Source organism: Rhizobium sp. BK060 (assembly GCF_014193145.1).
In the GTDB taxonomy this organism is placed as follows: Bacteria; Pseudomonadota; Alphaproteobacteria; order Rhizobiales; family Rhizobiaceae; genus Rhizobium.
This window is the reverse complement of the sequence record NZ_JACHYW010000001.1, coordinates 234,225-255,902: the sequence shown is the minus strand read 5'-3', so window position 1 is coordinate 255,902 and position 21,678 is coordinate 234,225. Positions and strand designations below refer to the sequence as shown.

Below are 21,678 nucleotides of genomic sequence, written 5' to 3'. Positions count from 1 at the left end.
CATAACGGGAGCGGGCCGCTTCAGGAGAGATGGTGATGGAAACAACGAATAATGCCCAGCCACGCGTGACCGCAACAGACAGTGCGATCGCACTCATCGCGGAGATCAGGAAAGATCATCCGGACATACTCTTTCATCAATCTGGCGGCTGTTGCGACGGCTCATCGCCGATGTGCTATCCGGCTGATGATTTCATTGTTGGCGACAAGGACGTCAAGCTCGGCGAGATCGCAGGCGTCCCTGTCTATATCAGCGCCAGTCAATTCGAGGCCTGGAAGCACACACAACTGATCATCGACGTGGTGCCGGGGCGCGGCGGCATGTTCTCGCTCGAAAACGGCCGAGAAAAGCGCTTCCTTACCCGTTCCCGCATGCTTGCGCCGGGCCGTGACCAAGAGGGTTGGCGCGACAAGTAGGGCGAGGCAAAAAGGCAGCAGACAACGCAAGCCTGCCTGTGCAACGCGGGCCGAGCGACGGATGTTGTAAAAAGTTTGGGTTCCGACTTGATATTTGGCGGCAACGATGCCATTTAGCGCTCACCACCCGTATCGATAGCCTGCAGACATGTCCTCTGGATGTGTCGCGTTCGCTGTCCGGGACAGAAAAGGCGCTCCCCGAAAGGGTTGAGCGCCTTTTTCTCTTTGACATCTGCTGTTGCTCGCCCGAAACAGCGTACGATGCGGCACGAGGAGAAACTGTAGATGAACGATAACGTCATTCAATTCCAACGTCGCAAGCCGCCGCGGCCAGGCCTTCGCAAGCTCGCGATTGCAGTGGCGATTCTTGCGTTGTTCCTAGCGGCATGGGCTTATTTTACTTTTTTCAGCGCCCCGGTCTGACGTCTGTTCCTCCGGCGCAAAGGCGTGCGGCTGACCGCGGCAGGTCCAGCGCGTTCTGATAAAGCTCTCCCATTCAGACTTTCATCTCCGACGAACCGCGCTACTCTGTGAACGGAACGGCATGCAAAACCCGTTCTGAATGCAGAGTTTCGCCGGAAGTGTCGTAGCATGAGAAACGTACGTGTCGCGAAATGAGAGATTCCGATGAAAATGCCCGAAATCGACAATGTCGACCGAAAGATTCTCAGACTGCTTCAAAGTGAGGGCAGTCTCAGCCACGCCGCGTTGGCCGAGCGGGTCGGGGCATCGAGCGCCTCATGCTGGCGGCGCATCAAGGCGCTGGAGGCAGCTGGCATGCTTGGGCCGACTGTGCGGCTAGTCAGCCCCGAGGCCGTTGGTCGTGGTCTGACCGTGTTTTGCCAAGTGCGGATGAAGGCACATGATCCGGTCGCGAGAAGTGAGTTCGAGCGCTTCGTGGAAAGTCACGAGGAGGTGCTCGAATGCTATTCGATGTCGGGCGATTGGGACTATCTGCTGCGGGTCGCCGTCGCCGATGTTCAGGACTATGAACGGCTGCTTATGCAAGGGATTCTGACACACCACGCAGTATCGACATCCTCGTCGCATTTCGCCTTGAAGCGGGTCAAGTACTCGACGTCGGTGCCGGTGTGAGCGGCGTATCTTACAAGGTGTCGATGTCTTGCGTTACCTCAGTCGTGTTTCCTCAACTGAAATCCCCGGACCTTGGTCCTAGGCTAGCCGGACAAACGTCCTGCCGCCATCGAGGAAAGGTCTGAAAATGGCGATTGCGAATTGACGATCCGGTCGAGCCATGGGCAAATTCCAGGCAGGAATCTTGGAATGCATAGGAATGACGATACTCGCACGTCGAAAATTTGTTGCGGCCCTGTGCTGCACATCAATCGCGCTATCGCTGGTGGCGATGCCGTACAAGATCGTGGTCTCAGGCGCCTCGCTTAGGCTTGATCTCCAGACTGCCGAGGCCGCCAAAGGCGGCAACGGCAATGGTGGCGGCAACGGCAATGGAAACGGCGGAGGCAATAGTGGCGGCGGCAACGGCAATGGAAGCGGCGGAGGCAATAGTGGCGGCGGCAATGGCAATGGCAATGGCAACGGTGGAGGAAGCAGCAACAGTGGAGGAAATGCCCACGGCAACGGGAATAGCGGCGGCAGATCGAGCAGCGGCACCACAACCGGCAGTGGCTCGACGACTGATCCCGACGATGAAGACAGCTCAGCGATGGAAGTTCGTCACCGGGATGGCATGAGCGAAGTTATAAGGAATGGCCGTTACATCATGAAAGACGCCAGGGGGCGCACGATTGTCAACCGGCGCGCGACCTCAGCGGATGAAACGCGCCTCGAATCCTTTTCTCATTGATCCTCGCGCCCGTCGATGGCATCTCGCAGTGCCATCGCCGCTTCCGTTCGGTTGGCGACACCAAGCTTGGCCATGATCTGGGTCATGTGATGTTTTATGGTCTTTTCGTGAAGATCGAGCTTGCGTGCGACATGCTTGTTGCTCAAACCGGACGCGACGAGTTGCAGGACCTGTTGTTCACGCGGGGTCAGTGCCACAATAGCCGAGGATCGCCTGGGAGCGGGCGAAGAGCGACTGGAAAGCAGCCGTGCTGATAGCGCCGGGGCGACATAGCTTTCGCCGGCCGCCACGCTACGGATGATTTCGGCAAGTGCCCTGGAGCCGACGCCCTTTAACACATACCCTTTTGCACCGCTGTTTAATGCAGCCGTAACGTCGTCGCTGGATTCGGAAACCGTGAGCATGACAATCTTCTGTAAGGGTACTGTTTCCAGAATTGGAGCGATCGCGTTCAAACCGCCGCCAGGCATGGAAATGTCCATAAGCAGGACATCCGGCTGCAGATTCTCAGCCACGTTGATCGCATCGTCCTTCGTGCTTCCTTCCGCGACGATTTGAAATCCGTCGATCTCCGAAAGGCTGCGAGTTACCCCCTCCCTGAATAACGGGTGGTCATCGATCACCGCGACGCGAATTGCTGTTGTCATGCCTGGGTAATCTCCTCGTTGCTGAGCGACATGCTGACAATGGTGCCTTGTGCGGACGATTGGAGATGGAAGGTCCCCCCAAGGCTCTCGATCCGCTCTCTGAGACCCGCAAGGCCGAGGCTGGCGGGCCCGACGTCATCGGGATTAAAACCGGAACCGCCGTCAGAAACCTCAATGCTGATGCGGTCACCTTCCATGCGATGCACCACGCGTTGTTCTATGCCGCCGCCGTGGCGGTAGCCGTTGTTCAACCCTTCCTGCACGAAGCGGTAGATACAGATCTTTGCGGAGGGCGAGAGATGCTCGGGCGCTTCTGCTATCGATAAATCAACGCGTGATCCGGTTCGCTGTTCATGCGCACGGACGCCGCGCTCCAATATCTCTGGCAGGCTCGCTGCCTCGATCTGCGGCAACACGAGGCCGTTGCAGATCGTCCTGATCTCATGCATGGCCTCGTCGAGGCTTGCCTTGATGGCTGCAATTTCGCGTTCGCGTAATGTCGCGGGCGTCGCAGGATCGACCAGCATATTGCTGTCCAGGCGCAGCGAAGCAAACGCGACCAGTTGCGCCGGTCCATCATGAAGGTCGGCGCCAATGCGCCGCAGGTGGCTCTCGTTGAGCGCCGCGGCGCGCTGAGACGCGCGTTGGACGCGCGCCCGCAGCGCCTGATTTTGCGACAATAGTGCGGAAAGATCATCAATGCGGCGTCTCAGAGCGCGCCGCTGCTCTTCGATGGTCCTGCTGCCTCTCAAGACGATGGCCGACAGAACGATGAAAAAGGCGAGCGTGAACGCCGCAACGGCCATCCAGCTATGCAAGCGCGCCCGATTGAGGCTGCGCTGGAAATCGTTGGCTACTTCATAGAATTCGGAGACGGCGACGACCTGCCCCGACCATGGCTGCAGAACAGGATTGTAGATTTCAAGCAGAGGCTTGTCGCTGGCCCGCTCGGCCTGATCCTCCGGGTCTTCCAGGCGATCGAATTGGGCGACCATCTTGCCGGAAAAAGCCGTCCTGAGATCGTCGCTTAGTTCGAAGCGCTTTCCTTGCATGCTTTTGTCGTTCGAGTAAAGAACGGTGCCGTCCGCGCGCCAAAGCCTAAACGACATCAGGCGGTTTCCAAGTGCGCCCTGCCCGAGGGTCTCGTCGAGTGCGCGGGAGACAGTATCGTCGAGCTCCTGGCCCGCGAGCATGTCAGGCAGGAGGGGCGCGATCACGCTGTCGACATAGAGGGCCGTCGACGCCGCGGAATTACGGGTGACCGCGTCCTCGATTAGACTGCTCACGAACGCGCCGACGAAAGCCATCGCCACCAGCGATACGACACCTCCGGTGAGCAGAAACTGCTTGGTAAGCGATTGCGAATTCCATCGTCTTATGAGTTCACGGGGCCGCACGAGATATCTCGGATCGACCGCCCAGCGGCGGCTCTTCAGTTCATTGAAATTGCAGAATTACCGCCTTCCTCGGAGGGGTCAAACAATATCGCGTCACAGCGAGTGGTTTTCAGACCTTTGGTCTGTGACGGATCAGACCTAGGTCCTAGATGGCTGAGCAATGGTCTGAGCGCCGTGGAACTGATGCCGAACGCAAGCTAACGTCGTTGTTGATTTGGAACGCGGGGTGACCGCGCCAGGCCGGAAAGCTGGCTTCGAGCCCGCCCCGCTCTCCGTCATGCTTTCCGGCCGAAGGAACAACGCATTGCGAAGTGGCATTGAGCCAGGAGGTTAATATGAGCATTTCCACTATTCTTGGACGCAGCCTTATTGCGCTAACAATTGCAGTTGCGCCGTTGGCAGGCGCCGCAATGGGCTTGCCCAATATCGCCTATGCGAAGGGCGGTAACGGCAACGGCAATTCCGGGGGTGGCAGTGGAAACGGGAATGGAGGCGGCAACGGCAGTGGCGGAAGCCATGCCGGCGGCAACTCCAACCACGGAAAATCGAGCGCTGCTGGTACCCATGGAAAGAGCAAGGATCGCGACAGCAGCCAGCGCCCCACGTTGAGGTCGTTGTTCACGCATGAGAAGAAGTCTGGAGCAGCAACAAAGACCAAGGTCACGTCGACCAGTGCGAAAGCTCCGAAGTCCGATTTTGCCGGAATGAGTTCGCTCAACAGAAACTACCACGCCTACATGCATTCCAACGATCCGCGAATGGCGGCGGTTTCGGCCTACGTGATGGCCTATGCCGAGTTCGAGGCCGAGAACGGGCCCGACGCCATTCCTACAGACCCGGCTCTTGGCGACGAAGCGCTGCGCGACGCGCTTTCGGGCTTCACCAAGGATGGCGTTGTGACGGACGCAGCTCTTGCACGCGCGAAGGACATCTTGGGTGTCGGCCCAGCCGTCGGCAAGATTGATCAAATTAGAGATACTCTTCCCGTCAAAGTACCTGTGTCCGATCCCGATGCCAGCGAGCCGGTTGAAAACGAGGCGCCAGCGGCCGTGATCGTCGTGCAGCCCTGAGGCTTACGAAATGCAAGGTCATCGCGGGATGCACTCACATGAGGAGCCCCGCGGTGGCCTGCTACCTACGCCTGCTATGAACCATCTTGCTGCCTAAGACATTTGTGGGCCGATTGCGCCTCCGGTTCATAAGCCAACTGACGTCGTTTTACGTCGTTACCACCCCGTGTCGTCGCAATCCGAGGACAACTAGGTCACGGTAGCTGCCACCTGCTAGGCTCTTCCAAACTCCCACAATTGCACTAGGCTCCTCGTCAAGGCGCTGAGGAGCGCTCTGCTGCGCGCCTGCCACCATGCAGGCGACACCAGGCATCCGCGAAGGGTTTGCCGAATCTCCCGAATCGAGTTAGTTCTGTAACTACGCAAAAAGGGCGAATTATCGTCCCAGGGCGAAACAACAACCGCATCAACCTTTCACGAACGATATCGGCGCTTAGGCTATTGAAACGAACTGAGGAAAGAATCGTGAACCGGCACTTAAGCAGCCTCGACTTCATGCAGAGCTTTTCCACCAAATTGGAACTCGCGCTGCAAAATCTCTCGATGGCGCAATATCCACCCGATGCGCGCCGCGAGATGCGGAAATTCTCCTCATCGGAAGTCGCAGCGCTCCTGGATGTCTCGGAAGCCTATATCAGGCAGATCGTTCTGAAGGACAAAGGTCTGTCGCCCGAGACGACGTCAAATGGCCGTCGCATGTATACGCTCGAGCAGATCCTCGAGCTTCGCCTGATGCTGGCTGAAAAGGGGCGCAAGAAATGGATGAACCCGCGCCGTGTCGAGGACGAGGAATGCCAGATCATTGCGGTCACCAACTTCAAGGGCGGCTCCAGCAAGACATCCACGACCATCCATCTCGGTCACTACCTGGCACTCAAGGGCTACCGGGTGTTGGCGGTCGATCTTGATCCGCAGGCATCACTTACCAGTTTGCACGGTACCCTTCCTGATTTCGATCCTCGGGAAGACGAAACGCTCTATGCTGCCATCCGCTTCTTAGATCCCAAGCCGACGAAGTCGCTCGTCCACAACACGCATATTGCCGGCTTTGACGTGATCTGCGCGGGTCTCGATCTGACGGAGTTTGAAACAGCGGTCGCTCTCGAGATGCGTAAGAACGGCGGCACGAGCTTCCTCCTGCGGGTCTCGCAGGCGCTCGAACAGGTCGCCGACAACTACGATGTCATTCTTATGGATTCGGCGCCTTCGCTGAACTTCCTGACGCTTTCGTCGCTGACCGCCGCCACCGGCGTCGTCATACCGGTTCCCGCCCACATGCTCGATGTCGATTCAACTGGGAAATTCCTCGAACTTGCCTCGTCATACATGCAGATATTGAGCGAGATGGGAACCTCGGCGCAGTGGGATTTCGCGAAGTTCCTGGTGACGAAGTTCGAGGCCAACGATCACCCGCAGGCCAATATGACCGCCTTGATGCGACAGGTTTTCGGTGAAGACCTGTTGCTGAACATGGTGGCGAAATCAACTGCGGTTGCCGACGCCCTGACATGGAAGCAGAGTCTCTACGAGGTGCAGCGCTCCCGGTTCTCGGCACCGAAAACCTACGACCGTGCGATGGAGTCGATCAACGCGGCCAATGCTGAGATCGAGAAGTTGCTCTGGGCAGCATGGGGGCGCGAATGAGCCGCAAAGATTCCCGTGGCATGTTTGCCAATGTTCTTGGCCAGCTTGAACAACCGACCGCTGCGCCGGTCGCCAAGCCGACGACGTCTCCGCACCTTCTCAAGGTCGCTGCAGGCGTCAGGCAGATACAAGAAAAGGGCGAGGTGCTCGACAGGCTTCTCAAGGACGGCGACCACATCGTTGAGGTAGACCCCGATGACGTTGCGCCGTCCACCATCCCGGACCGCTTCGACGGCGCCTATGACGAGGCGGCGATCGAAGAGATTGCGACATCCATCAGGGAGCGCGGGCAGATTGTCCCCGGCTTGATCAGGCCGCACAAAGGCGATGGGCTGCCCTACCAGATCGTGTTCGGTCGGCGGCGATTGGCGGCAGTCAAGGCGCTTGGACTGAAGTTCCGTGCCATTGTGCGGGAACTTAGTGACGAAGAGGCAATCGTCTTCCAGGGCGAAGAGAACGCAAATCGCAATGATCTGTCGTTCATCGAGAAGTGTGCATTCGCATTGTCGCAAGAACAGGCCGGATATCGGCGTGACGTGATCTGCGCATCGCTGGCAACAGGAAAGTCGCACGTGTCGGAGATGCTGAGGATCGCAACCGCGATCCCACGAGATGTACTGCTTGCGATTGGCTCCTCGCCGGAGATCGGCCGCCGCCGCTGGATCGACTTCGCCGATGCCTTTGCCACGCGCCAAGACGGTGCGACACGCATCAGGCAATCACTGGGTGAGGACAAGGCCGGAACCGGAAAGGATCGCTTTGCGATCGCTCTTGGCGCGCTCAAGGCTGAAGCGGCGCCGACGGTTGCGCAGTCTGCCGTGACGGAAATACGAGCAAATGGCTTTCTTCTGGCGACTGTCAGCTACGCGAAGACGGGCGCCAAGATCAGCTTTACCAAGGCTGTTCCGGCGAGTTTCGTCGATTTCTTGAATGATCGTATGGAAGCGCTTCACAGCGAATTCGTGCAGTCGACACAACGCAGCAGCAAAGGATAACACCGCAAAAGAAAAAAGCTCCCGAACGTTGCCGTCACGGAAGCCCTTCTCATAGGTTAGCAGCTAGAGAATCGCATTTCCGGGAATCGCTGTCAAGAGTTGGCACCAGTCTGGTGGGCCTATTTCTTTTGCCTTCGACAAGGTGAAGGTGATGGAATCAGGAAATGTGACGACGCCCTTTGGGCGGCGTTCAATGACGCTTGGCATGCTCGCCAGCCAGAAGGCGGCGAGCGAGCTTCAGGCCGATCAATCGGTCGACAAGTGGAAAGTCTACAGGTCATTGTGTGCAGCCAAGCCTATGCTTGGCGTGACGGATCGCGCTCTTGCAGTCCTGAATGCGCTGCTCAGTTTCTATCCGAAGAATGTCCTATCGGAAGAAAATGGTCTTGTTGTCTTTCCATCGAACGAGCAGCTTTCGCTGCGTTCGCACGGCATGGCCGAACAGACGATCCGTCGCCACCTGGCGGTGCTGGTAGACGCCGGACTGATCATCCGCAAAGACAGTCCAAACGGCAAACGCTATGCCCGTAGGGCCAGGCAAGGCGAGATCGGAGAGGCGTTTGGCTTTTCATTGGCGCCGTTGATCGTACGCTGCGAGGAAATCGAACGCTTGGCAGCGGAGGTGGCGGCGGAACGGCTTCACCTGCAGCGTTTGCGCGAGCAGTTCAGCCTTTGTCGCCGGGATGTTGCGAAGCTGATTGAGACCGCGATGGAAGAAGACCTGGCGGGCGATTGGGAAACTGCGTTCAGCTACTTCAGGGAACTGGTCGATACCATACCGCGCACGCCGACGGCCGATCAGATTGCAACGGCGCTTGAAGAAATGACGACGCTGCGCGACGACATCACTAACAGATTGGAAACACTGCTAAAAACAAGAAATACGAGCGGCAATCCCGCTCAAAATGAGCGTCACATACATAATTCAAACCCCGACTCTATTTTTGACCTTGAACCAGCTTTAGAAACAAAGCAGGGGGAAAACTCGGCATTCAAGATTGAGCCTCACACCGTTGCGCTGGGGCAAAAGCAAGAGCGTGATGATCGAGGTGCGGCCCGGCCGCAAAACAGTGCAAGAGACGACGGCTCGGGCCTGAAGTCCTTCCCGCTCGGTCTCGTGCTGCAGGCTTGCCCCGACATGGTGAGCTACGGGCCTGGTGGCAAGATTGCCAATTGGCGGGACATGATGGCCGCGGCGGTCGTTGTCCGCGGGATGCTGGCTGTCAGCGCGTCGGCCTATGAGGAGGCAGCCACGACGATGGGACCGGAGAATGCAGCAACAGTGATGGCATGCATCCTTGAGCGCGGCGGCCACATCAACTCGGCGGGCGGTTATCTCAGAGATCTGACACGTCGCGCGGAAAAAGGCGAATTCTCGGTCGGGCCGATGTTGATGTCGCTTGTGCGCGCGCGAGGTGGCGGAACGAGAAGGGCTGGGTAGCGGCACATGCGGATGGGCAACAACGGAAACGGGCCGAGGGTCGTGTGTCATCGATCCGGGCCGGAACCGCGGCATTGCAGATATCGCAGAAGGTTCGTGGTTTGGTGATCGGTCGCCTAATCAGGTAACGCGAAACGGTAGCGGCAGCGGAGCTGGCACATCCAGCGAGGTTTCAATTGGGAACATCATGCCTGCTAGGCGTCGTTGGCCCAGATGACCTGGGCTCGCGCCACACCCTGGTCGGCATTGGCTATGGGTGACAGCCCGAGATTCGTTGCGTCCGCCAGGATCGCTGCCAAAAGAGGACTTTCGTTCCGGCACGTGCCGCCGGTCCGCAGATTGGTGAATGTGCCGAGGAAACCAGTGTGCTCGACAACCTCGTTGAGCAATTCGGTAATGCGAATTCTCGGTATCATTGCGTCTGCTTGATTGGGCCAGGACTTCACCTTCGCCGGAGATGACGGCCTTCACGGGTGTAATGCTCAGACGGATGAGATTGGCAAGCCAGCGCGCATGCACCTTGGTCCAGGGTCTCAAGCCGGGATATATACGACCATGGCGAAGGAGAAACGCCTGAAGATGCTGTCGCTTCTCACGCAAATCCTGCATGGCAGCTTCGCGCGCCCGAACAAGATCGCGAACAGCTTCATGGCCAGAGTCAGGGACCCAGATTGCCGTAAGTTCTCCGGCACGATGGAGCCGGGCCAGTGTCAAAGCATCACGACGGTTGGTCTTGACGCGTTCACCTGCCTTCTTGGGAATGAGGGACGGCGCGATAACGGCGCACTCATGTCCAAGGTCCGTGATCTGGCGATGTAGCCCATATCCTGTCGGGCCAGCCTCATAACAAAACGAAAGCTTGGCATATTTCCGGCTCAACTTTTCTATCAAACGCCGCACCGAATCGGGGCTGCTGTCGATATCACCCATAAATCGCACGTCACCAAGGCGCCCATCCTCAGCCAAGGCGACCGAGATTTTTAGCTTCGACGTATCAAGACCAACAAATACACAAGTGTTTGCTTGCATGCCTTTGCTCCTATCCGCGCTTGAGAGAGGCCGTGCGGTCGCAAGCCTCAACCACTTAAACTTTCACGCGAAGGTCAATCGATGCAATGAACATACGGTCTGCCAGACGTCCTGATCGAGAATGAGCACCGCATGCGCGCCGTCATCGGCTCCGGCTGATCTCGGCGAGGATGAGGCCCGCGCCCTTTCCCTTCCGCGGGCAGACGGCCCCAAAGATGTGGGCCCGCATTTGCTCTTCTACGTTTTGAGAGTAGAATTCGCGTTAGGGCAGAATGGAGCGCCAAAGCCCACTTTTGGGGGGGTAGATCGATGTATATTTCCCACGACGCGTCGCATGTGCGCCAGCGAGAGGCGAGCCTCGCCCGGGAAAACCGAGCCGAGATCGTCAGAGCGCTAAATCAGCAACAAGTTACCCGTCGCGAATTGCTGCGCTGGGGTATTTTCACAGCGAGCGGATATCTCGCCTGCAAAAACGGCCTCAGTCCTTTTGCCAAGAGCGCTTACGCCGCCGTTCCGACCGGCGCGCCGCGGACACCGCTGTTCGGCATCAGGAAATTCTCCCAGCGGCTGAGCCGGCTACATCTGCCCAAGCCGCTGCCAATGGTCCGGACGCCCGACGGCCATGCCGCCTTTCCCGCCCGCCTGGGCGAGCGGCCGGCAAAGCGCCTGTCCTACCACACCGACTTTTCGGCCGATCCGACGAACCCGGCATTTGTTAATCCGCTGACACACCGTGGGCCGATTGAAGGCCGCCCGCCCGGCGAGATCTTCGCACATCAGCGCTGGGACGAGTTTTTTCCAAAGGTCGGCTACATACTCAGGCTCGGCCAGATTACCCAAAGCGGAACCGGCGGATTCCTCCACGACGATTTTCCGCACCAGCAGCCAAACAGCGTCTGGACCTATGGCGATGGCAGGGCTGCCGAGTGCACGCTGCCCCCGTTCCTGATCAAGGGCCGGTACGGCGAACCCATCATCACCCGCGTCTACAACGACCTGCCCGTCGACCGGGCCCAAAACAACGGCTTCGGGCGCAACGAAACCCAGCTTCATTTCCACAACGCGCACAATGGCGCTGAGAGTGATGGTGCCGCGAATGTGCATCATTTCCCCGGCACGTTCTACGATTACCGCTGGAGCACGACGCTTGCCCGGCGCGACAAGATCAACACGCAGGCAACCGATCGACGGGCATCAGGACCGGACGACAACACCAGCCTTGTCAACGTCTCTGGAGATTTCCGCGAACTGCAGGGCAGCATGTTCGCGCATGATCACCGTTTCTTCTTCACGGCGGAGAACGTCTATAAAGGTAACCTTGGCGCTATCAACTACTATAGCGGCCCCGACCGTGGCAACGAGGCGTTGTCGGACGGCGTCAATCTACGGCTGCCGAGCGGCAAATTGCTGGGTTGGGGAAACGTCGATTTTGACGTCAATCTGATATTTTCCGATGCCGTATGCGACGCTGCGGGCCAGCTTTTCTTCGACATTTTCGACACTGACGGAATGCTCGGGGACGTGCCATTGGTCAATTTCGGCTATGCGCCATTCTTCGAAGTGCTGCCGCGAAAGTACCGTTTCCGCACCCTGAACGCGTGCGTGTCGCGATTCCTGAAACTCGCACTCGCGGATGCCAGGGGAAATGCCGTCCCCATCAAATTTATTGCCAATGATGGAAATCTTGTTGTCAACACCCTGACATTAAAGTCGCTTCCTTTGCAGGGGATCGCCGAACGCTACGACTTCGTCGCTGATTTTTCCGGTTTCCGCATTGGTGACAGAATACAGGTGGTCAATCTGATTCGTCACGAAGACGGTCGTGGTCCCAAGGAGGAGCTCAGCCTGGCCAACGCGCTGCGGGGCGTTTCCTCCGATCCGGTCGTCGGACCAATGCTTGAGTTTCGCGTGGTTGGCGCAGTCGAAAGCGTGGATGTCCCCGGTGTCATCCACCGCGCCACGGACCCGGACAGCAGTCAGGTTCCGCCCAAGTTGACTGAGCAGATTCCGATCGTCGCTCCGGTGCGCACAAGACTCGTCGAATTCGGCAGGTCGGGGAAGGGAGATGCCCGCGGGGTCAACGGATGCGTGCCCGATTGCGGCGAATTCGTCAGCTTTCCGTGGACCATTCGCGTCAACGGCGAGGCTTCCCACTCGATGAACGCCAACAGGATTTCCCTGCTCATCCCGAAGCCTGGCGAGGTTGAACATTGGACCTACAAGAACGGCGGCGGCGGGTGGGATCATCCCATTCACCTTCATTTCGAGGAGGGGATAACCATTTCGCGCAACGGAATGAAACTCGATGCGACCGAGAACCTGCAGAGGAAGGACGTCTGGAGGTTGGGCGAAGGCGGCAGCGTCACCTTCCAGGTTCAGTTTGGCGAATTCGGCGGCGCCTACGTCAACCATTGCCACAACACGGTGCATGAGGATTTCTCGATGCTGGCGCGGATTCAGCTGCTGACCGGTGTCGCTGGCACGCCTCAAGCTGCGGTGACCCCAACTCCCAATCCAACCCAGGACGGAGTGTTTTTCACCACACCGGAAATTCTGCCCGAAGGCGTGCCGAAAGGCTGGATCAACACGCAGTTGCAGGCGGCCGTCCAGGTCGGAAGCGTTGTGAACCCTTGATAGGGCGGTTATTCGAAGTGTTATTATACCGACGAGCGCCGTTTCCGGACTCTCATGGTTTCCCAAAATGGCGCGAATCTGAATCTGGAGGGGTCGATTCCGGCAGGGGCGAAATGACAGTGCGCCGGGAGACCGGCAAGGCGTAGATGGTGGAAGTCCGTCACGATGAAGGAGTAGCAAACCACATCGGCCCTGAGCCATGCGCAGCGGTCGGTCTGCCTGACGCACCGGAGTTGATTACGCGCGCGCTCGGGGCACCGGCATGGCGTTCCTCGAACTTAATTGCGAACGTCGCAATGCTGGCATCACCGCACCAGTGCGCGAAAATGCTTTTCTGATCGCGCTTCACTGATGGTCAGCATGCTGGAGACGATCGCAAACAGCGGCCATGACTTTCCGGTTCATTACGTCCATGGTGCCGAGAACGGGCGGGTCCATGCGACGATATCGCACGTACGCGACATCGCCAAAGATTGGAAGTCTTTTAGAACGGCAATCTTTTATGGCAATCCGCATGTTCGAGACGAGAGAGGCATTTACTTCGACCACGATGGCTACATCACTGTCGATTGACTGGCCGAGAATACACCGATCGCGGAAGCAGACTTTTACCTTTGCGGCCCAAGACCTTTCCTGGCCGCTTTTGTGAGCGGTCTCGCAAAGGCTGGGGTCCCGCAGGACAGGATCCACTACGAATCCTTCGGCCCGGCCGACGAACTCGAAGCCGCATAGGCATTCGAAACGGCGAAGCGGTCAGGAATGGCCGCTTCGCTAATTGATGCATCGTTTGAATATCTTTATGCCAGTGCCTACGATTTTCGTGAAGGATCTGCGAATGCGTCTGACCGTCTATTCCGACTACGCGTTGCGGCTCATGATTTATCTGGCGCTTAAAGGGGAGCGGCTGTCGACGATCGCAGAAGTCGCCGAAGCCTATGATATCTCCAAAGCGCATCTGATGAAGATCACCCATGAGCTCGGGCAGAAAGGTCTGATCGATACGGTGCGCGGTCGTCAGGGCGGCATGCGGCTAGCGCGTGGTGTCGAGCAGATCGGTGTCGGCGAGATCGTTCGGGCCTGCGAGCCTGATTTTGCGATCGTGCCTTGTATGGAAAACACCAGCGAGATTGTCTGTGTCGTGCAGCCTGCCTGCGTGTTGAAACGAGCGTTGGCCGCCGCCGCGGCTGCATTTCTCGATGTGCTCGATGGCTATACGCTGGCAGACCTTACCCGACCGTCGATGGCGTTGCGTCGTCTGCTTGCACTGCCGGAGCCGGACGCCCGCGCGGGACGGCCGGCATAACCGAAGGTGGTAGGCGATCGTTACGCCGGGCGGGCGTGAATGGGTTCCGCGCGGTGCCAGTTTTCCAGGATCCGACCATCGGTGTGGCTTTGCTTGGCCCAGCGGATGCCGTTCGCGATAACCTTGTGCACGGTCTTGTCGTGGTAGATCGGATAGGTCTCATGTCCAGGGCTGAAGAAGAAGATGCGGCCACGACCGCGCTGGAACGTGCAGCCGCTGCGGAAGACCTCGCCGCCGGAGTACCAGGAGATGAAGACGAGCTCGTCGGGCTGCGGGATGTCGAAAGGTTCGCCATACATTTCCGAGGCGTTGACCTCGAAATAGGGCGGCAGCCCCTGTGAAATCGGGTGCGCCGGATTGATCACCCAGACCCGCTCGAGATCGCCTTGCGGTGTTTCGCGCCAGGAGAGATTGGCGTTGGTGCCCATCAGCCGGCGAAACAGTTTCGAGTGATGGCCGGAATGCAGGACAAGAAGGCCCATCCCCCTGAGAACACGCTGCTGGATGCGGTCGATCAGGCCATCGCTCACTTCCTCATGCGCCATGTGCCCCCACCACAGCAGCACATCTGTGTCGTTGAGCAGGGAATCCGGCAGCCCTTGGTGCGGATCGTCGAGCGTGCCGCGGCGGATCTCGAATTCCGGGTGAGCAATGCCGGCTGCGATCGCACCGTCGATCCGATCAGGGTAGATTTCCTGAACCTCTTTGTGCAGCTGTTCGTGGCGGCCTTCGTTCCAGATGGTGACCTTGATTGACATGGGATCCTCGATGTTATGAAGCTTGGGCCGGACGGATGACGCGGCCGGCGGAATCAAACAGATGGCAGGCGGATGTATCGGCTGTGAGCGACACGCGGTCGCCCGGCCGCAGCGCGATGTCGCCTTCGGCGCGGACGACGATCGGCTGCTCTTGCGAGCCGACGGTCATGTAGGTTTCAACGCCGAGACGTTCGACAATGATAACCTCTGCCGAAAAGTCGCCCTGCCCGTCCGCTGCAATCTTCAGATGCTCCGGACGGATGCCAAGTGTCGCCTGGCCCTGCGGCACAATTCCGCCGGGATCGGGCAGGTCGAGCGACAGACCGAGCGCGCTTCGGGCATGAACCTTGCCGGCGATCGGTTTCGTGACCGTCACCGGAATGGTGTTCATCTTCGGAGAGCCGATGAAGGTCGCGACGAAGTCGTTGTCGGGCTGGTGGTAGAGGGTCATTGGCGCGCCCTGCTGGGCAACGACGCCTTTGTTGAGAACCACGATGCGGTCGGCCATCGTCATGGCCTCGACCTGATCATGCGTCACGTAGACGACAGTCGCCTTCAGCTCGCGATGCAGGCGCTGCAGCTCGGCACGCATCTGCACCCGCAATGCCGAATCGAGATTGGACAAAGGCTCATCGAAAAGGATCAGCGATGGCTTCTTGATGATGGCGCGACCAATGGCGACGCGCTGTCTCTGGCCGCCCGACAAGGCAGCGGGGCGGCGATCGAGATAGTCGGTGAGCTGCAGAATTTCGGCGACGGCTTCGACCTGGCGGCGGATTTCCGCCTCCGGAACCTTCTTCAGGCTGAGGGAGAAGCCGATATTCTCCGCAACCGTCATATGCGGATAAAGCGCGTAGGATTGGAACACCATGGCAATGCCGCGCTTGTCAGGGGGAACATCGTTGATGCGCTTGTCATTGAGGATGAGGTCGCCAGCATCGATGCCCTCAAGACCCGCGATCATGCGCAGCAAGGTGGACTTGCCGCAGCCCGAGGGGCCGACGAACACCGCGAACTCGCCGTCTTCCACAGTGATATCGACGCCCTTGATGACCTCCAATGCGCCGTAGAACTTGCGAACGTTCCTGAGATTGATCATCGTAAAACTCTTTCTGGTGTCAGCCTTTGACGCCGCCGGCAAATGTCTGCACGAGGAAGCGACGTGCAAAGCCGAAGGCGACGACGGCCGGCAGGAGGTAGATGAAGGCGAGCGCGGCAAGTAGACCATAGTCGATCTCGTTGATGCGCAGGAATGCGCGGAACAGGCCGAGCGGCAGCGTCTGCAGTTCCGGCGAGGAGAGGAAGATCAGCGGTAGCAGGAAATCACCCCAAGCCGACATGAAGGCAAATAGTCCGGCGGCCGCCAGTCCCGGCAGCGCCAGAGGGATGAGCACACGGCGAATGCGTTGCAGGAGTGTCGCGCCGTCCATCAGCGCCGCCTCTTCATAGTCGCGCGGCAGGCCGTCGAAGAAGGTCTTCATGATCCACAGCGCCAATGGCAACTGCATTGTCGCAAGCACGAGGATCAGTCCGAGATAGCCATCGATGAAACCGGTCCAGCGCATGATCGGCCTGGTGTATTCGCCAAAGATTGGTCGCAGGACGGCGCCTTCGGCATTGTTTAGCGTTAGAAGGAACTTATAAAGCGGAACGACGAGCGCCGTCGGCGGCAGGACGCGGATCAAGAGGATGGCGTAAAGGAACGGCAGCTTCCACCAGGCCCTGGTGCGCGACAGTGCGTAGCCGCCGAGGCCGGCCAGCACCATGACCAGCACGGTTGCGCTGCCGACCACGAAGAGCGAGTTGAACAGCCACTTGGCGCCGTCTTCCTTGGTGAAGACACGCAGGTAGTTGGCGAAGCTCCATTGCTCGGGCCAACGAAGGAACAGTTGAGCGTTGCCATCGAAGGACGCAAGAAGCACCCAGAAGAAGGGAACCGCGCAAAAGATCGAGATCAGTGACAGCGTTGCATAAGCAAGCAGGTCAGACCGGGTCTTGTTGGCATTGTCGCTCGGGGAAATCACAGCCATCTCAGACTTCCACCTTCATGGCTCTGACATAGCCAATACCGAGGACAAGCGAGATCAACAGGGCCACTACCGCCACAGCGGCGCCGTAGCCAAGTTGGAATGCCGTAAAGGACTGGTTGTAGATATAGATGCTGACCAATTCCGTCGCCCCGCCCGGGCCGCCGCGGGTCAGCGCGTAGACGAGACCAAAGACGGCGATGGTCGAGACGGCGGAGATCAGCATGTAGAGCAGGATCGTCGGCATCATCAACGGCAGGGTGATACGGCGAAACATCTGCGAGGGTGTTGCACCATCCATGCGGGCAGCCTCATAAATCTCGTTGGGGATCGTGCTGAGGCCGGCGGTCAAGAGGATCATCGCCGTGGCGATCCCACGCCAGGTGTTGACGATGATGATCATCGAAAGCGGAAAGACCTGTAGCCAGTCGGCCGGCGTTACGCCAAAGAAGCTGACGATGCGGCTGAGCGTCGCTTGCTCGCCTCCCGCCAGCATGGAGATCCACATGAAGCCGGCAACAACCTCCGGCGCGGCGTTCGGCAGAAGAATGATCGAGGAGAAGAGCCGCCGGAAGTGGATGCGACGACGAAGCGCCATCGCACAGACCAGGCCGAGCACGAACTGGCCGATCACCGCCGAGCCAACGACAAACAGGAAGGTGACGAGCAAGGCATTCCAGAATTTCGCGTCGTTCAGCAACCGTGCGTAGTTGCGAATGCCGACAAAGCGGGGACGAAGCGCGGCAGCGCCGGTCAGCGCTTCATTGGTGAAGCTCAGATAGACGGAGTAAAGCGCGGGATAGATCACGAAGGCCAGAAGCAGGGCAAGTGATGGCAACAGGATCAGAAGAAGCTGCCGTTCTGCGCGCCTTTCGTGGACGTTTCGGGCCATGGAAAGCTCTATAACTCGTTCGAACGGAAATCTGGAGACGTGGGCTTACCCACGTCTCCCTCGCGTTAGGGGTAAGCCACAGCTTACTTTACGACGTCGTCGCCCAGTGTTTCCTTGACGTAGTCGACAAGAATCTTCTGTGCGCCGGCGGCATCGGTTTCCTTGCGCAGCAGCGCTTCTGTAGCGCGCGCAACACCTTCCGAAACGGTACCGAAGCCGGAGGCCTGCTTGAGGAAGGTGCCGTTTCCTGCTGCGGCATGGATCGGAACGAGTTCCGTCAGCTTCTGGAAGTCGGCGTTTTTAGCCGCATCCTTGCTGGATGGAATGTTGCCGATACGGGCTGCATATGAGACTTGTGTCTCCACCGAGCCAATCTCTATCAGCGCCTTTTTGGCGAGTTCCACGTTGGCAGACTTCGAGTTGACGGCCCATGGCGCTGCCAGGTTGGCAAGGACATACTGACCACCGGTTTGGCCCGGAACGGTCCAAGTGCCGACGACCTTGGTCACCTCAGGAATCGGGTTCTTGCTTTCACGGCCCCAGTCGAAGATGTAGCACCAGGAACCGCAGGTGGTTGCGGCCAGCTTGCCGGCTGGGAACATCTGATACTTCGGCACGACCCAAGGCTCCGGTCCGAGCAACGGCTGCGTTGGCATCAGGTCATTGTCGATGAGCTGCTTGTAGACATCAAAGACATCCTTGATGCCCTCGCCGCGAAGATCGAGCTTGCCGTCGGCATCGACGAGCTGCGGCGTCTTGGAGCCAACGACCAAATGCTGGAAGCCCTCGTCGAAGGCCCCGCTTCCCCAGGAAACACCGGCCGGGAAGAGCAGACCATAGGCGCCGGTCTTCTTCTTGATTTCAGCGGCTCGATCGAGAAGGTCCTTCCAGCTCTTCGGCTGCTCGGTCGAGATACCAGCTTTGTCGAGAACGTCCTTGCGATAGTAGATTTCTTGGATGCCGAGCATGAACGGCATGACATAGGTTTCGCCGTCCGGGCTGACCGCCAGCTGCTTGGCGACATCATAGAAATTGGCATAGCCGTCCCATGCCTTGATTTCCTTGGTCACCGGCGCGAGGTAGCCAGCCTCGACCATGTCGGCGACGGCGGCCGTTGTCGGGATGGAAAAGAGGTCAGGCGCGTTGCCGGCGCCGAGCTCGGTCAACAGCTTCGTCAGATAGTCCTTGTCAGGCGCGGGGTATTCGACGACCTCGACGGTCACGCCGTATTTCTTCTCGATCTTCTCGACCGTCGACTTCATGGCGTCGATGCCGGCCTGACCATGATTGGCAATTCGGATTGTCTCAGCATGCGCCAGCGTCGAAACGGCGCTGAGCAAAATGGCGCACAGGCTACCAATGACCGTCTTCTTCAACGGAAGTCCTCCCTTTTTGGTTCGCGGCGCCCTCCAGCACCACAGCTGAAAATGTACACGCATTCCAATTGCTGGCAAGTTGGTTTTTGATCGGACTTTGTATGCATTGATAACTAATTGAATTTACGTCATTTAATAGACCTTGTCTTCATGGTGCCATTTGTGTAACCGTATACAAACTGCATACGGGAGGATTTTTCATGTCACGAAAATTGCGGCTTGGTGTCATTGGCGCAGGCCTGAAAGCGGCTGAGTATGCGGCAAGCTGGGCCCGCATGCCCGAGATCGAATTTGTCGCGCTTGCCGATACGACCCCTTCATCTCGCCAGCGTCTGATCGACGTATGCATTGCCGCTGGTGCGCCAGCGCCCCGAAGCTTCGATGATTGCCGAGAAATGCTGGCGTCTTGCCGGGGCGAGCTTGATATCGTCTATGTCTCCACGCCACATGCGTTTCACGGCGAGCAGGCAACGGCTGTCGCAGAAGCCGGGCTCGATCTCTTCCTCGAAAAGCCGATGGTGACGACGGTAGCGGAAGCCGAACGGCTGATCGCGGCACAGAAGAAGAGCGGTGTGACCATTGTGACCGCTTTCCAGGGCGGTCTCTCTCCCCTGGTGATCGATACGCGTATGCGGGCGCTTGCCAACGAGTTCGGCGATCTGATCGCCATATCGGGAATGATCTGGGAAAGCTGGTCCAGCAACTATGACGGTCACTGGAAGCAGCAGCCGGAGATATCGGGTGGCGGCTTCATGTTCGACACCGGCGCGCATATGATGAACACCGTGTGCCTGCTTGCCAATTCGGATTTCGAGAGTGTGTCGGCCTATATGAATAATCATGGCAAGAAGGTTGACATCGCCACGGCCGTTTCCGCCCGCCTCAAGAACGGCGCGCTGGCGACGCTGACGGCGGCCGGCGAAGGTCCTCCCGGCTGCGCCTCCTACATCACCTTCTTCTATTCAAGAGCGATCGTTCGCATCGACGCCTGGGGCGGCTGGCGGGAGATCAGCGTCGGCCGTACGTCGAAGCCGCGCGAAGAGGCGGAAATTCTCGACAATCCGATGAAAAACTTCCTCGCCATTCGCGCTGGGACGATGGAAAACACCGGCTCCGTTGAAATGGGCCTGCGATTCGCTAGGCTCTGGGATGCAATCAAGGAATCGGCTGCGGCGGACGGGATGCCCGTCAGGATTGCCGCACCATAGCGATGGCTGGAATGCTTGGATGAACAAGAGACGGATCACCTCGAAGGAACTGGCAAAGCTCGCCGGGGTGTCATCCGCCACGATATCACGGGCGTTCGCCCCCGATTCCAGAATCGGCAGCGCGACCCGCGACCGCATCCTGGCGGTCGCTCGCGAGTATGGGTATCAGCCGAACGCGATCGCCCGCTCCCTCAACAATCAGCGATCGCGGCTGGTGGCGCTGGTCGTCAATGCAATCGGAAATCCGTGCGAGGCAGAAGAGCAGCAGCTTCTCGTGCATCGGCTGCAAGCCCGGCAGCTTCTTCCAATCATTCTGTGCTGCGCCGACCATGATGACCGGCTGCAGCTCATGCGGCTTGCCTCCACCTATCAAGTGGATCACGTCGTCGTCTTTTCCGACATGGTATCGATGCAGGATGCAGTCGATATTTTCCACACGACGAAGCCGATCATCGTTTCCTTCGAACCGCTCGACAATGAGAAGGTCTCAAGCATCCGGATAGACGGGTCGGCGGCCGCTGACGAGATTATCGACAAGATTGTCGGCGACGGAAAGAAGCGGTTCGCCTACCTCTCGGGAACGAAGTCGAGCTGGATCGACAAGCTGCGGCGCAAGTGGTTTGTCGATGCGCTGGCCAAACGTGGCCTGACCCTGCAGGCGGAGGCCTTTGGTGACTACAGCTACGATTCCGGCTTTAAGGAGGCCGTTTTGCTTCTCCACCGCACCAAGGTGGATGCCATCATCTGCGGCAATGACGTGATGGCGATTGGCGCTCGTGATGCGGCCCGGCGCGTGCTCGGCAAGAGCACGCCTGATGATATTGCCATTGTCGGTCAGGATGGGATTGCGATGGCGGCGTGGGACTGCAACGACTTGACGACGCTCAGTCTCGACCATGTCGCCTTCATCGATGCGGTCGTGGAACTCATCGAGCGCCACGATGCCGAACTGGAAGGCCCCCATAGCATTACGCTAACCTGCACGGCGCGATGGGGATCGACGGCGTGAAGCGTCC

20 protein-coding genes and 3 pseudogenes are annotated in these 21,678 nt (G+C 58.6%); 13 read left to right on the top strand and 10 right to left on the bottom strand.

Annotated elements, in window-relative coordinates; all coding sequences use genetic code 11:
• The first annotated feature begins 35 nt into the window (after nucleotides 1-35).
• The 4 genes from FHT71_RS01145 to FHT71_RS01130 all read left to right on the top strand — a co-directional run bounded on the left by FHT71_RS01145 (nucleotide 36) and on the right by FHT71_RS01130 (nucleotide 2,241).
• Nucleotides 36-416, top strand: coding sequence for a DUF779 domain-containing protein (locus FHT71_RS01145; RefSeq protein WP_183718704.1), 381 nt, complete (start codon nucleotides 36-38; stop codon nucleotides 414-416).
• A gap of 285 nt (nucleotides 417-701) precedes the next feature.
• On the top strand, nucleotides 702-839 hold the full coding sequence (locus tag FHT71_RS01140) for a hypothetical protein (protein ID WP_183718702.1): 138 nt from the start codon (nucleotides 702-704) through the stop codon (nucleotides 837-839).
• Nucleotides 840-1,043: 204 nt separating this feature from the next.
• Nucleotides 1,044-1,511: an Lrp/AsnC family transcriptional regulator gene (locus FHT71_RS01135; protein WP_007800464.1), complete on the top strand. Its 468-nt coding sequence runs from the start codon at nucleotides 1,044-1,046 to the stop codon at nucleotides 1,509-1,511.
• A 205-nt stretch (nucleotides 1,512-1,716) separates the two neighbouring features.
• A complete protein-coding gene (locus FHT71_RS01130) occupies nucleotides 1,717-2,241 on the top strand; it encodes a hypothetical protein (protein WP_183718779.1) in 525 nt (174 codons plus the stop codon).
• Here the strand turns inward: FHT71_RS01130 and FHT71_RS01125 are convergent.
• Nucleotides 2,235-2,888, bottom strand: a complete 654-nt coding sequence (locus FHT71_RS01125) for a response regulator transcription factor (RefSeq protein ID WP_183718700.1) — start codon at nucleotides 2,886-2,888, stop codon at nucleotides 2,235-2,237. The genes FHT71_RS01130 and FHT71_RS01125 overlap by 7 nt on opposite strands.
• The gene (locus FHT71_RS01120) at nucleotides 2,885-4,285 is read right to left on the bottom strand and encodes a sensor histidine kinase (protein WP_183718698.1); all 1,401 of its coding nucleotides are present in this window, start codon (nucleotides 4,283-4,285) and stop codon (nucleotides 2,885-2,887) included. Before FHT71_RS01120 ends, FHT71_RS01125 begins: the two co-directional genes overlap by 4 nt.
• Nucleotides 4,286-4,620: 335 nt before the next feature.
• Here FHT71_RS01120 and FHT71_RS01115 point away from each other — a divergent pair, with 335 nt between their 5' ends.
• The 4 genes from FHT71_RS01115 (at nucleotide 4,621) to repC (ending at nucleotide 9,435) form a co-directional block, all read left to right on the top strand.
• Nucleotides 4,621-5,355, top strand: coding sequence for a hypothetical protein (locus FHT71_RS01115; RefSeq protein ID WP_183718696.1), 735 nt, complete (start codon nucleotides 4,621-4,623; stop codon nucleotides 5,353-5,355).
• A gap of 465 nt (nucleotides 5,356-5,820) precedes the next feature.
• Nucleotides 5,821-6,999, top strand: coding sequence for a plasmid partitioning protein RepA (gene repA / locus FHT71_RS01110; RefSeq protein ID WP_183718694.1), 1,179 nt, complete (start codon nucleotides 5,821-5,823; stop codon nucleotides 6,997-6,999).
• A complete protein-coding gene (repB, locus tag FHT71_RS01105) occupies nucleotides 6,996-7,994 on the top strand; it encodes a plasmid partitioning protein RepB (RefSeq protein ID WP_183718692.1) in 999 nt (332 codons plus the stop codon). The genes repA and repB overlap by 4 nt, the downstream gene beginning before the upstream one ends.
• Before the next feature lie 151 nt (nucleotides 7,995-8,145).
• The gene (gene repC, locus FHT71_RS01100; RefSeq protein ID WP_183718690.1) at nucleotides 8,146-9,435 is read left to right on the top strand and encodes a plasmid replication protein RepC; all 1,290 of its coding nucleotides are present in this window, start codon (nucleotides 8,146-8,148) and stop codon (nucleotides 9,433-9,435) included.
• A 197-nt stretch (nucleotides 9,436-9,632) separates the two neighbouring features.
• On the opposite strand, the pseudogene FHT71_RS01095 reads toward repC, so the two are convergent.
• The 3 pseudogenes from FHT71_RS01095 to FHT71_RS01085 all read right to left on the bottom strand — a co-directional run.
• A pseudogene (locus tag FHT71_RS01095) lies at nucleotides 9,633-9,885 on the bottom strand (Tn3 family transposase); the annotation flags it as partial.
• A gap of 72 nt (nucleotides 9,886-9,957) precedes the next feature.
• A pseudogene (locus FHT71_RS01090) lies at nucleotides 9,958-10,464 on the bottom strand (transposase); the annotation flags it as partial.
• A 114-nt stretch (nucleotides 10,465-10,578) separates the two neighbouring features.
• Nucleotides 10,579-10,687 (bottom strand): annotated as a pseudogene (locus tag FHT71_RS01085) (IS630 family transposase); the annotation flags it as partial.
• Between the two features lie 86 nt (nucleotides 10,688-10,773).
• Between FHT71_RS01085 and FHT71_RS01080 the strand changes: the two are divergent.
• The 3 genes from FHT71_RS01080 to FHT71_RS01070 all read left to right on the top strand — a co-directional run bounded on the left by FHT71_RS01080 (nucleotide 10,774) and on the right by FHT71_RS01070 (nucleotide 14,401).
• Entirely contained in the window at nucleotides 10,774-13,098 is a 2,325-nt protein-coding gene (locus FHT71_RS01080; RefSeq protein WP_183718688.1) for a multicopper oxidase domain-containing protein, read from the top strand.
• A gap of 360 nt (nucleotides 13,099-13,458) precedes the next feature.
• A complete protein-coding gene (locus FHT71_RS31280) occupies nucleotides 13,459-13,671 on the top strand; it encodes a hypothetical protein (RefSeq protein WP_246717931.1) in 213 nt (70 codons plus the stop codon).
• A 262-nt stretch (nucleotides 13,672-13,933) separates the two neighbouring features.
• Nucleotides 13,934-14,401 carry an Rrf2 family transcriptional regulator gene (locus tag FHT71_RS01070; RefSeq protein WP_132588103.1) on the top strand — a complete coding sequence of 156 codons (468 nt, stop codon included), beginning with the start codon at nucleotides 13,934-13,936 and terminating at the stop codon, nucleotides 14,399-14,401.
• 20 nt (nucleotides 14,402-14,421) lie between these two features.
• Here FHT71_RS01070 and FHT71_RS01065 read toward each other — a convergent pair whose 3' ends face one another.
• The 5 genes from FHT71_RS01065 to FHT71_RS01045 form a co-directional block, all read right to left on the bottom strand.
• Nucleotides 14,422-15,159 (bottom strand): ThuA domain-containing protein, encoded by a 738-nt coding sequence (locus FHT71_RS01065; RefSeq protein ID WP_132588104.1) that lies wholly within the window; start codon nucleotides 15,157-15,159, stop codon nucleotides 14,422-14,424.
• Nucleotides 15,160-15,172: 13 nt separating this feature from the next.
• The gene (ugpC, locus tag FHT71_RS01060; RefSeq protein WP_132588105.1) at nucleotides 15,173-16,258 is read right to left on the bottom strand and encodes a sn-glycerol-3-phosphate ABC transporter ATP-binding protein UgpC; all 1,086 of its coding nucleotides are present in this window, start codon (nucleotides 16,256-16,258) and stop codon (nucleotides 15,173-15,175) included.
• A 19-nt stretch (nucleotides 16,259-16,277) separates the two neighbouring features.
• Complete coding sequence (locus FHT71_RS01055; protein WP_007800492.1) at nucleotides 16,278-17,189, bottom strand: carbohydrate ABC transporter permease; 912 nt, start codon at nucleotides 17,187-17,189, stop codon at nucleotides 16,278-16,280.
• Nucleotide 17,190: 1 nt separating this feature from the next.
• Complete coding sequence (locus FHT71_RS01050; protein ID WP_007800494.1) at nucleotides 17,191-18,078, bottom strand: sugar ABC transporter permease; 888 nt, start codon at nucleotides 18,076-18,078, stop codon at nucleotides 17,191-17,193.
• 83 nt (nucleotides 18,079-18,161) lie between these two features.
• Nucleotides 18,162-19,454 carry an extracellular solute-binding protein gene (locus FHT71_RS01045; RefSeq protein WP_132588106.1) on the bottom strand — a complete coding sequence of 431 codons (1,293 nt, stop codon included), beginning with the start codon at nucleotides 19,452-19,454 and terminating at the stop codon, nucleotides 18,162-18,164.
• 200 nt (nucleotides 19,455-19,654) lie between these two features.
• Between FHT71_RS01045 and FHT71_RS01040 the strand changes: the two genes are divergently transcribed.
• Together FHT71_RS01040 and FHT71_RS01035 are read left to right on the top strand one after the other, a co-directional pair.
• Complete coding sequence (locus tag FHT71_RS01040; protein ID WP_183718686.1) at nucleotides 19,655-20,662, top strand: Gfo/Idh/MocA family oxidoreductase; 1,008 nt, start codon at nucleotides 19,655-19,657, stop codon at nucleotides 20,660-20,662.
• Nucleotides 20,663-20,681: 19 nt separating this feature from the next.
• The gene (locus tag FHT71_RS01035; protein ID WP_132588108.1) at nucleotides 20,682-21,671 is read left to right on the top strand and encodes a LacI family DNA-binding transcriptional regulator; all 990 of its coding nucleotides are present in this window, start codon (nucleotides 20,682-20,684) and stop codon (nucleotides 21,669-21,671) included.
• Nucleotides 21,672-21,678: the final 7 nt, after the last annotated feature.

Bases quoted from the DNA above. Each gene is read 5' to 3' on its own strand.
- FHT71_RS01065 (WP_132588104.1), bottom strand. From the start codon at position 15,159: ATGTCAATCAAGGTCACCATCTGGAACGAAGGCCGCCACGAACAGCTG.
- FHT71_RS01145 (WP_183718704.1), top strand. From the start codon at position 36: ATGGAAACAACGAATAATGCCCAGCCACGCGTGACCGCAACAGACAGT.
- FHT71_RS01125 (WP_183718700.1), bottom strand. From the start codon at position 2,888: ATGACAACAGCAATTCGCGTCGCGGTGATCGATGACCACCCGTTATTC.
- repC (WP_183718690.1), top strand. From the start codon at position 8,146: ATGGAATCAGGAAATGTGACGACGCCCTTTGGGCGGCGTTCAATGACG.
- FHT71_RS01080 (WP_183718688.1), top strand. From the start codon at position 10,774: ATGTATATTTCCCACGACGCGTCGCATGTGCGCCAGCGAGAGGCGAGC.
- repB (WP_183718692.1), top strand. From the start codon at position 6,996: ATGAGCCGCAAAGATTCCCGTGGCATGTTTGCCAATGTTCTTGGCCAG.
- FHT71_RS01040 (WP_183718686.1), top strand. From the start codon at position 19,655: ATGTCACGAAAATTGCGGCTTGGTGTCATTGGCGCAGGCCTGAAAGCG.
- FHT71_RS01055 (WP_007800492.1), bottom strand. From the start codon at position 17,189: ATGGCTGTGATTTCCCCGAGCGACAATGCCAACAAGACCCGGTCTGAC.
- ugpC (WP_132588105.1), bottom strand. From the start codon at position 16,258: ATGATCAATCTCAGGAACGTTCGCAAGTTCTACGGCGCATTGGAGGTC.
- FHT71_RS01140 (WP_183718702.1), top strand. From the start codon at position 702: ATGAACGATAACGTCATTCAATTCCAACGTCGCAAGCCGCCGCGGCCA.
- FHT71_RS31280 (WP_246717931.1), top strand. From the start codon at position 13,459: ATGCTGGAGACGATCGCAAACAGCGGCCATGACTTTCCGGTTCATTAC.
- FHT71_RS01035 (WP_132588108.1), top strand. From the start codon at position 20,682: ATGAACAAGAGACGGATCACCTCGAAGGAACTGGCAAAGCTCGCCGGG.
- FHT71_RS01115 (WP_183718696.1), top strand. From the start codon at position 4,621: ATGAGCATTTCCACTATTCTTGGACGCAGCCTTATTGCGCTAACAATT.
- FHT71_RS01135 (WP_007800464.1), top strand. From the start codon at position 1,044: ATGAAAATGCCCGAAATCGACAATGTCGACCGAAAGATTCTCAGACTG.
- FHT71_RS01050 (WP_007800494.1), bottom strand. From the start codon at position 18,078: ATGGCCCGAAACGTCCACGAAAGGCGCGCAGAACGGCAGCTTCTTCTG.
- FHT71_RS01070 (WP_132588103.1), top strand. From the start codon at position 13,934: ATGCGTCTGACCGTCTATTCCGACTACGCGTTGCGGCTCATGATTTAT.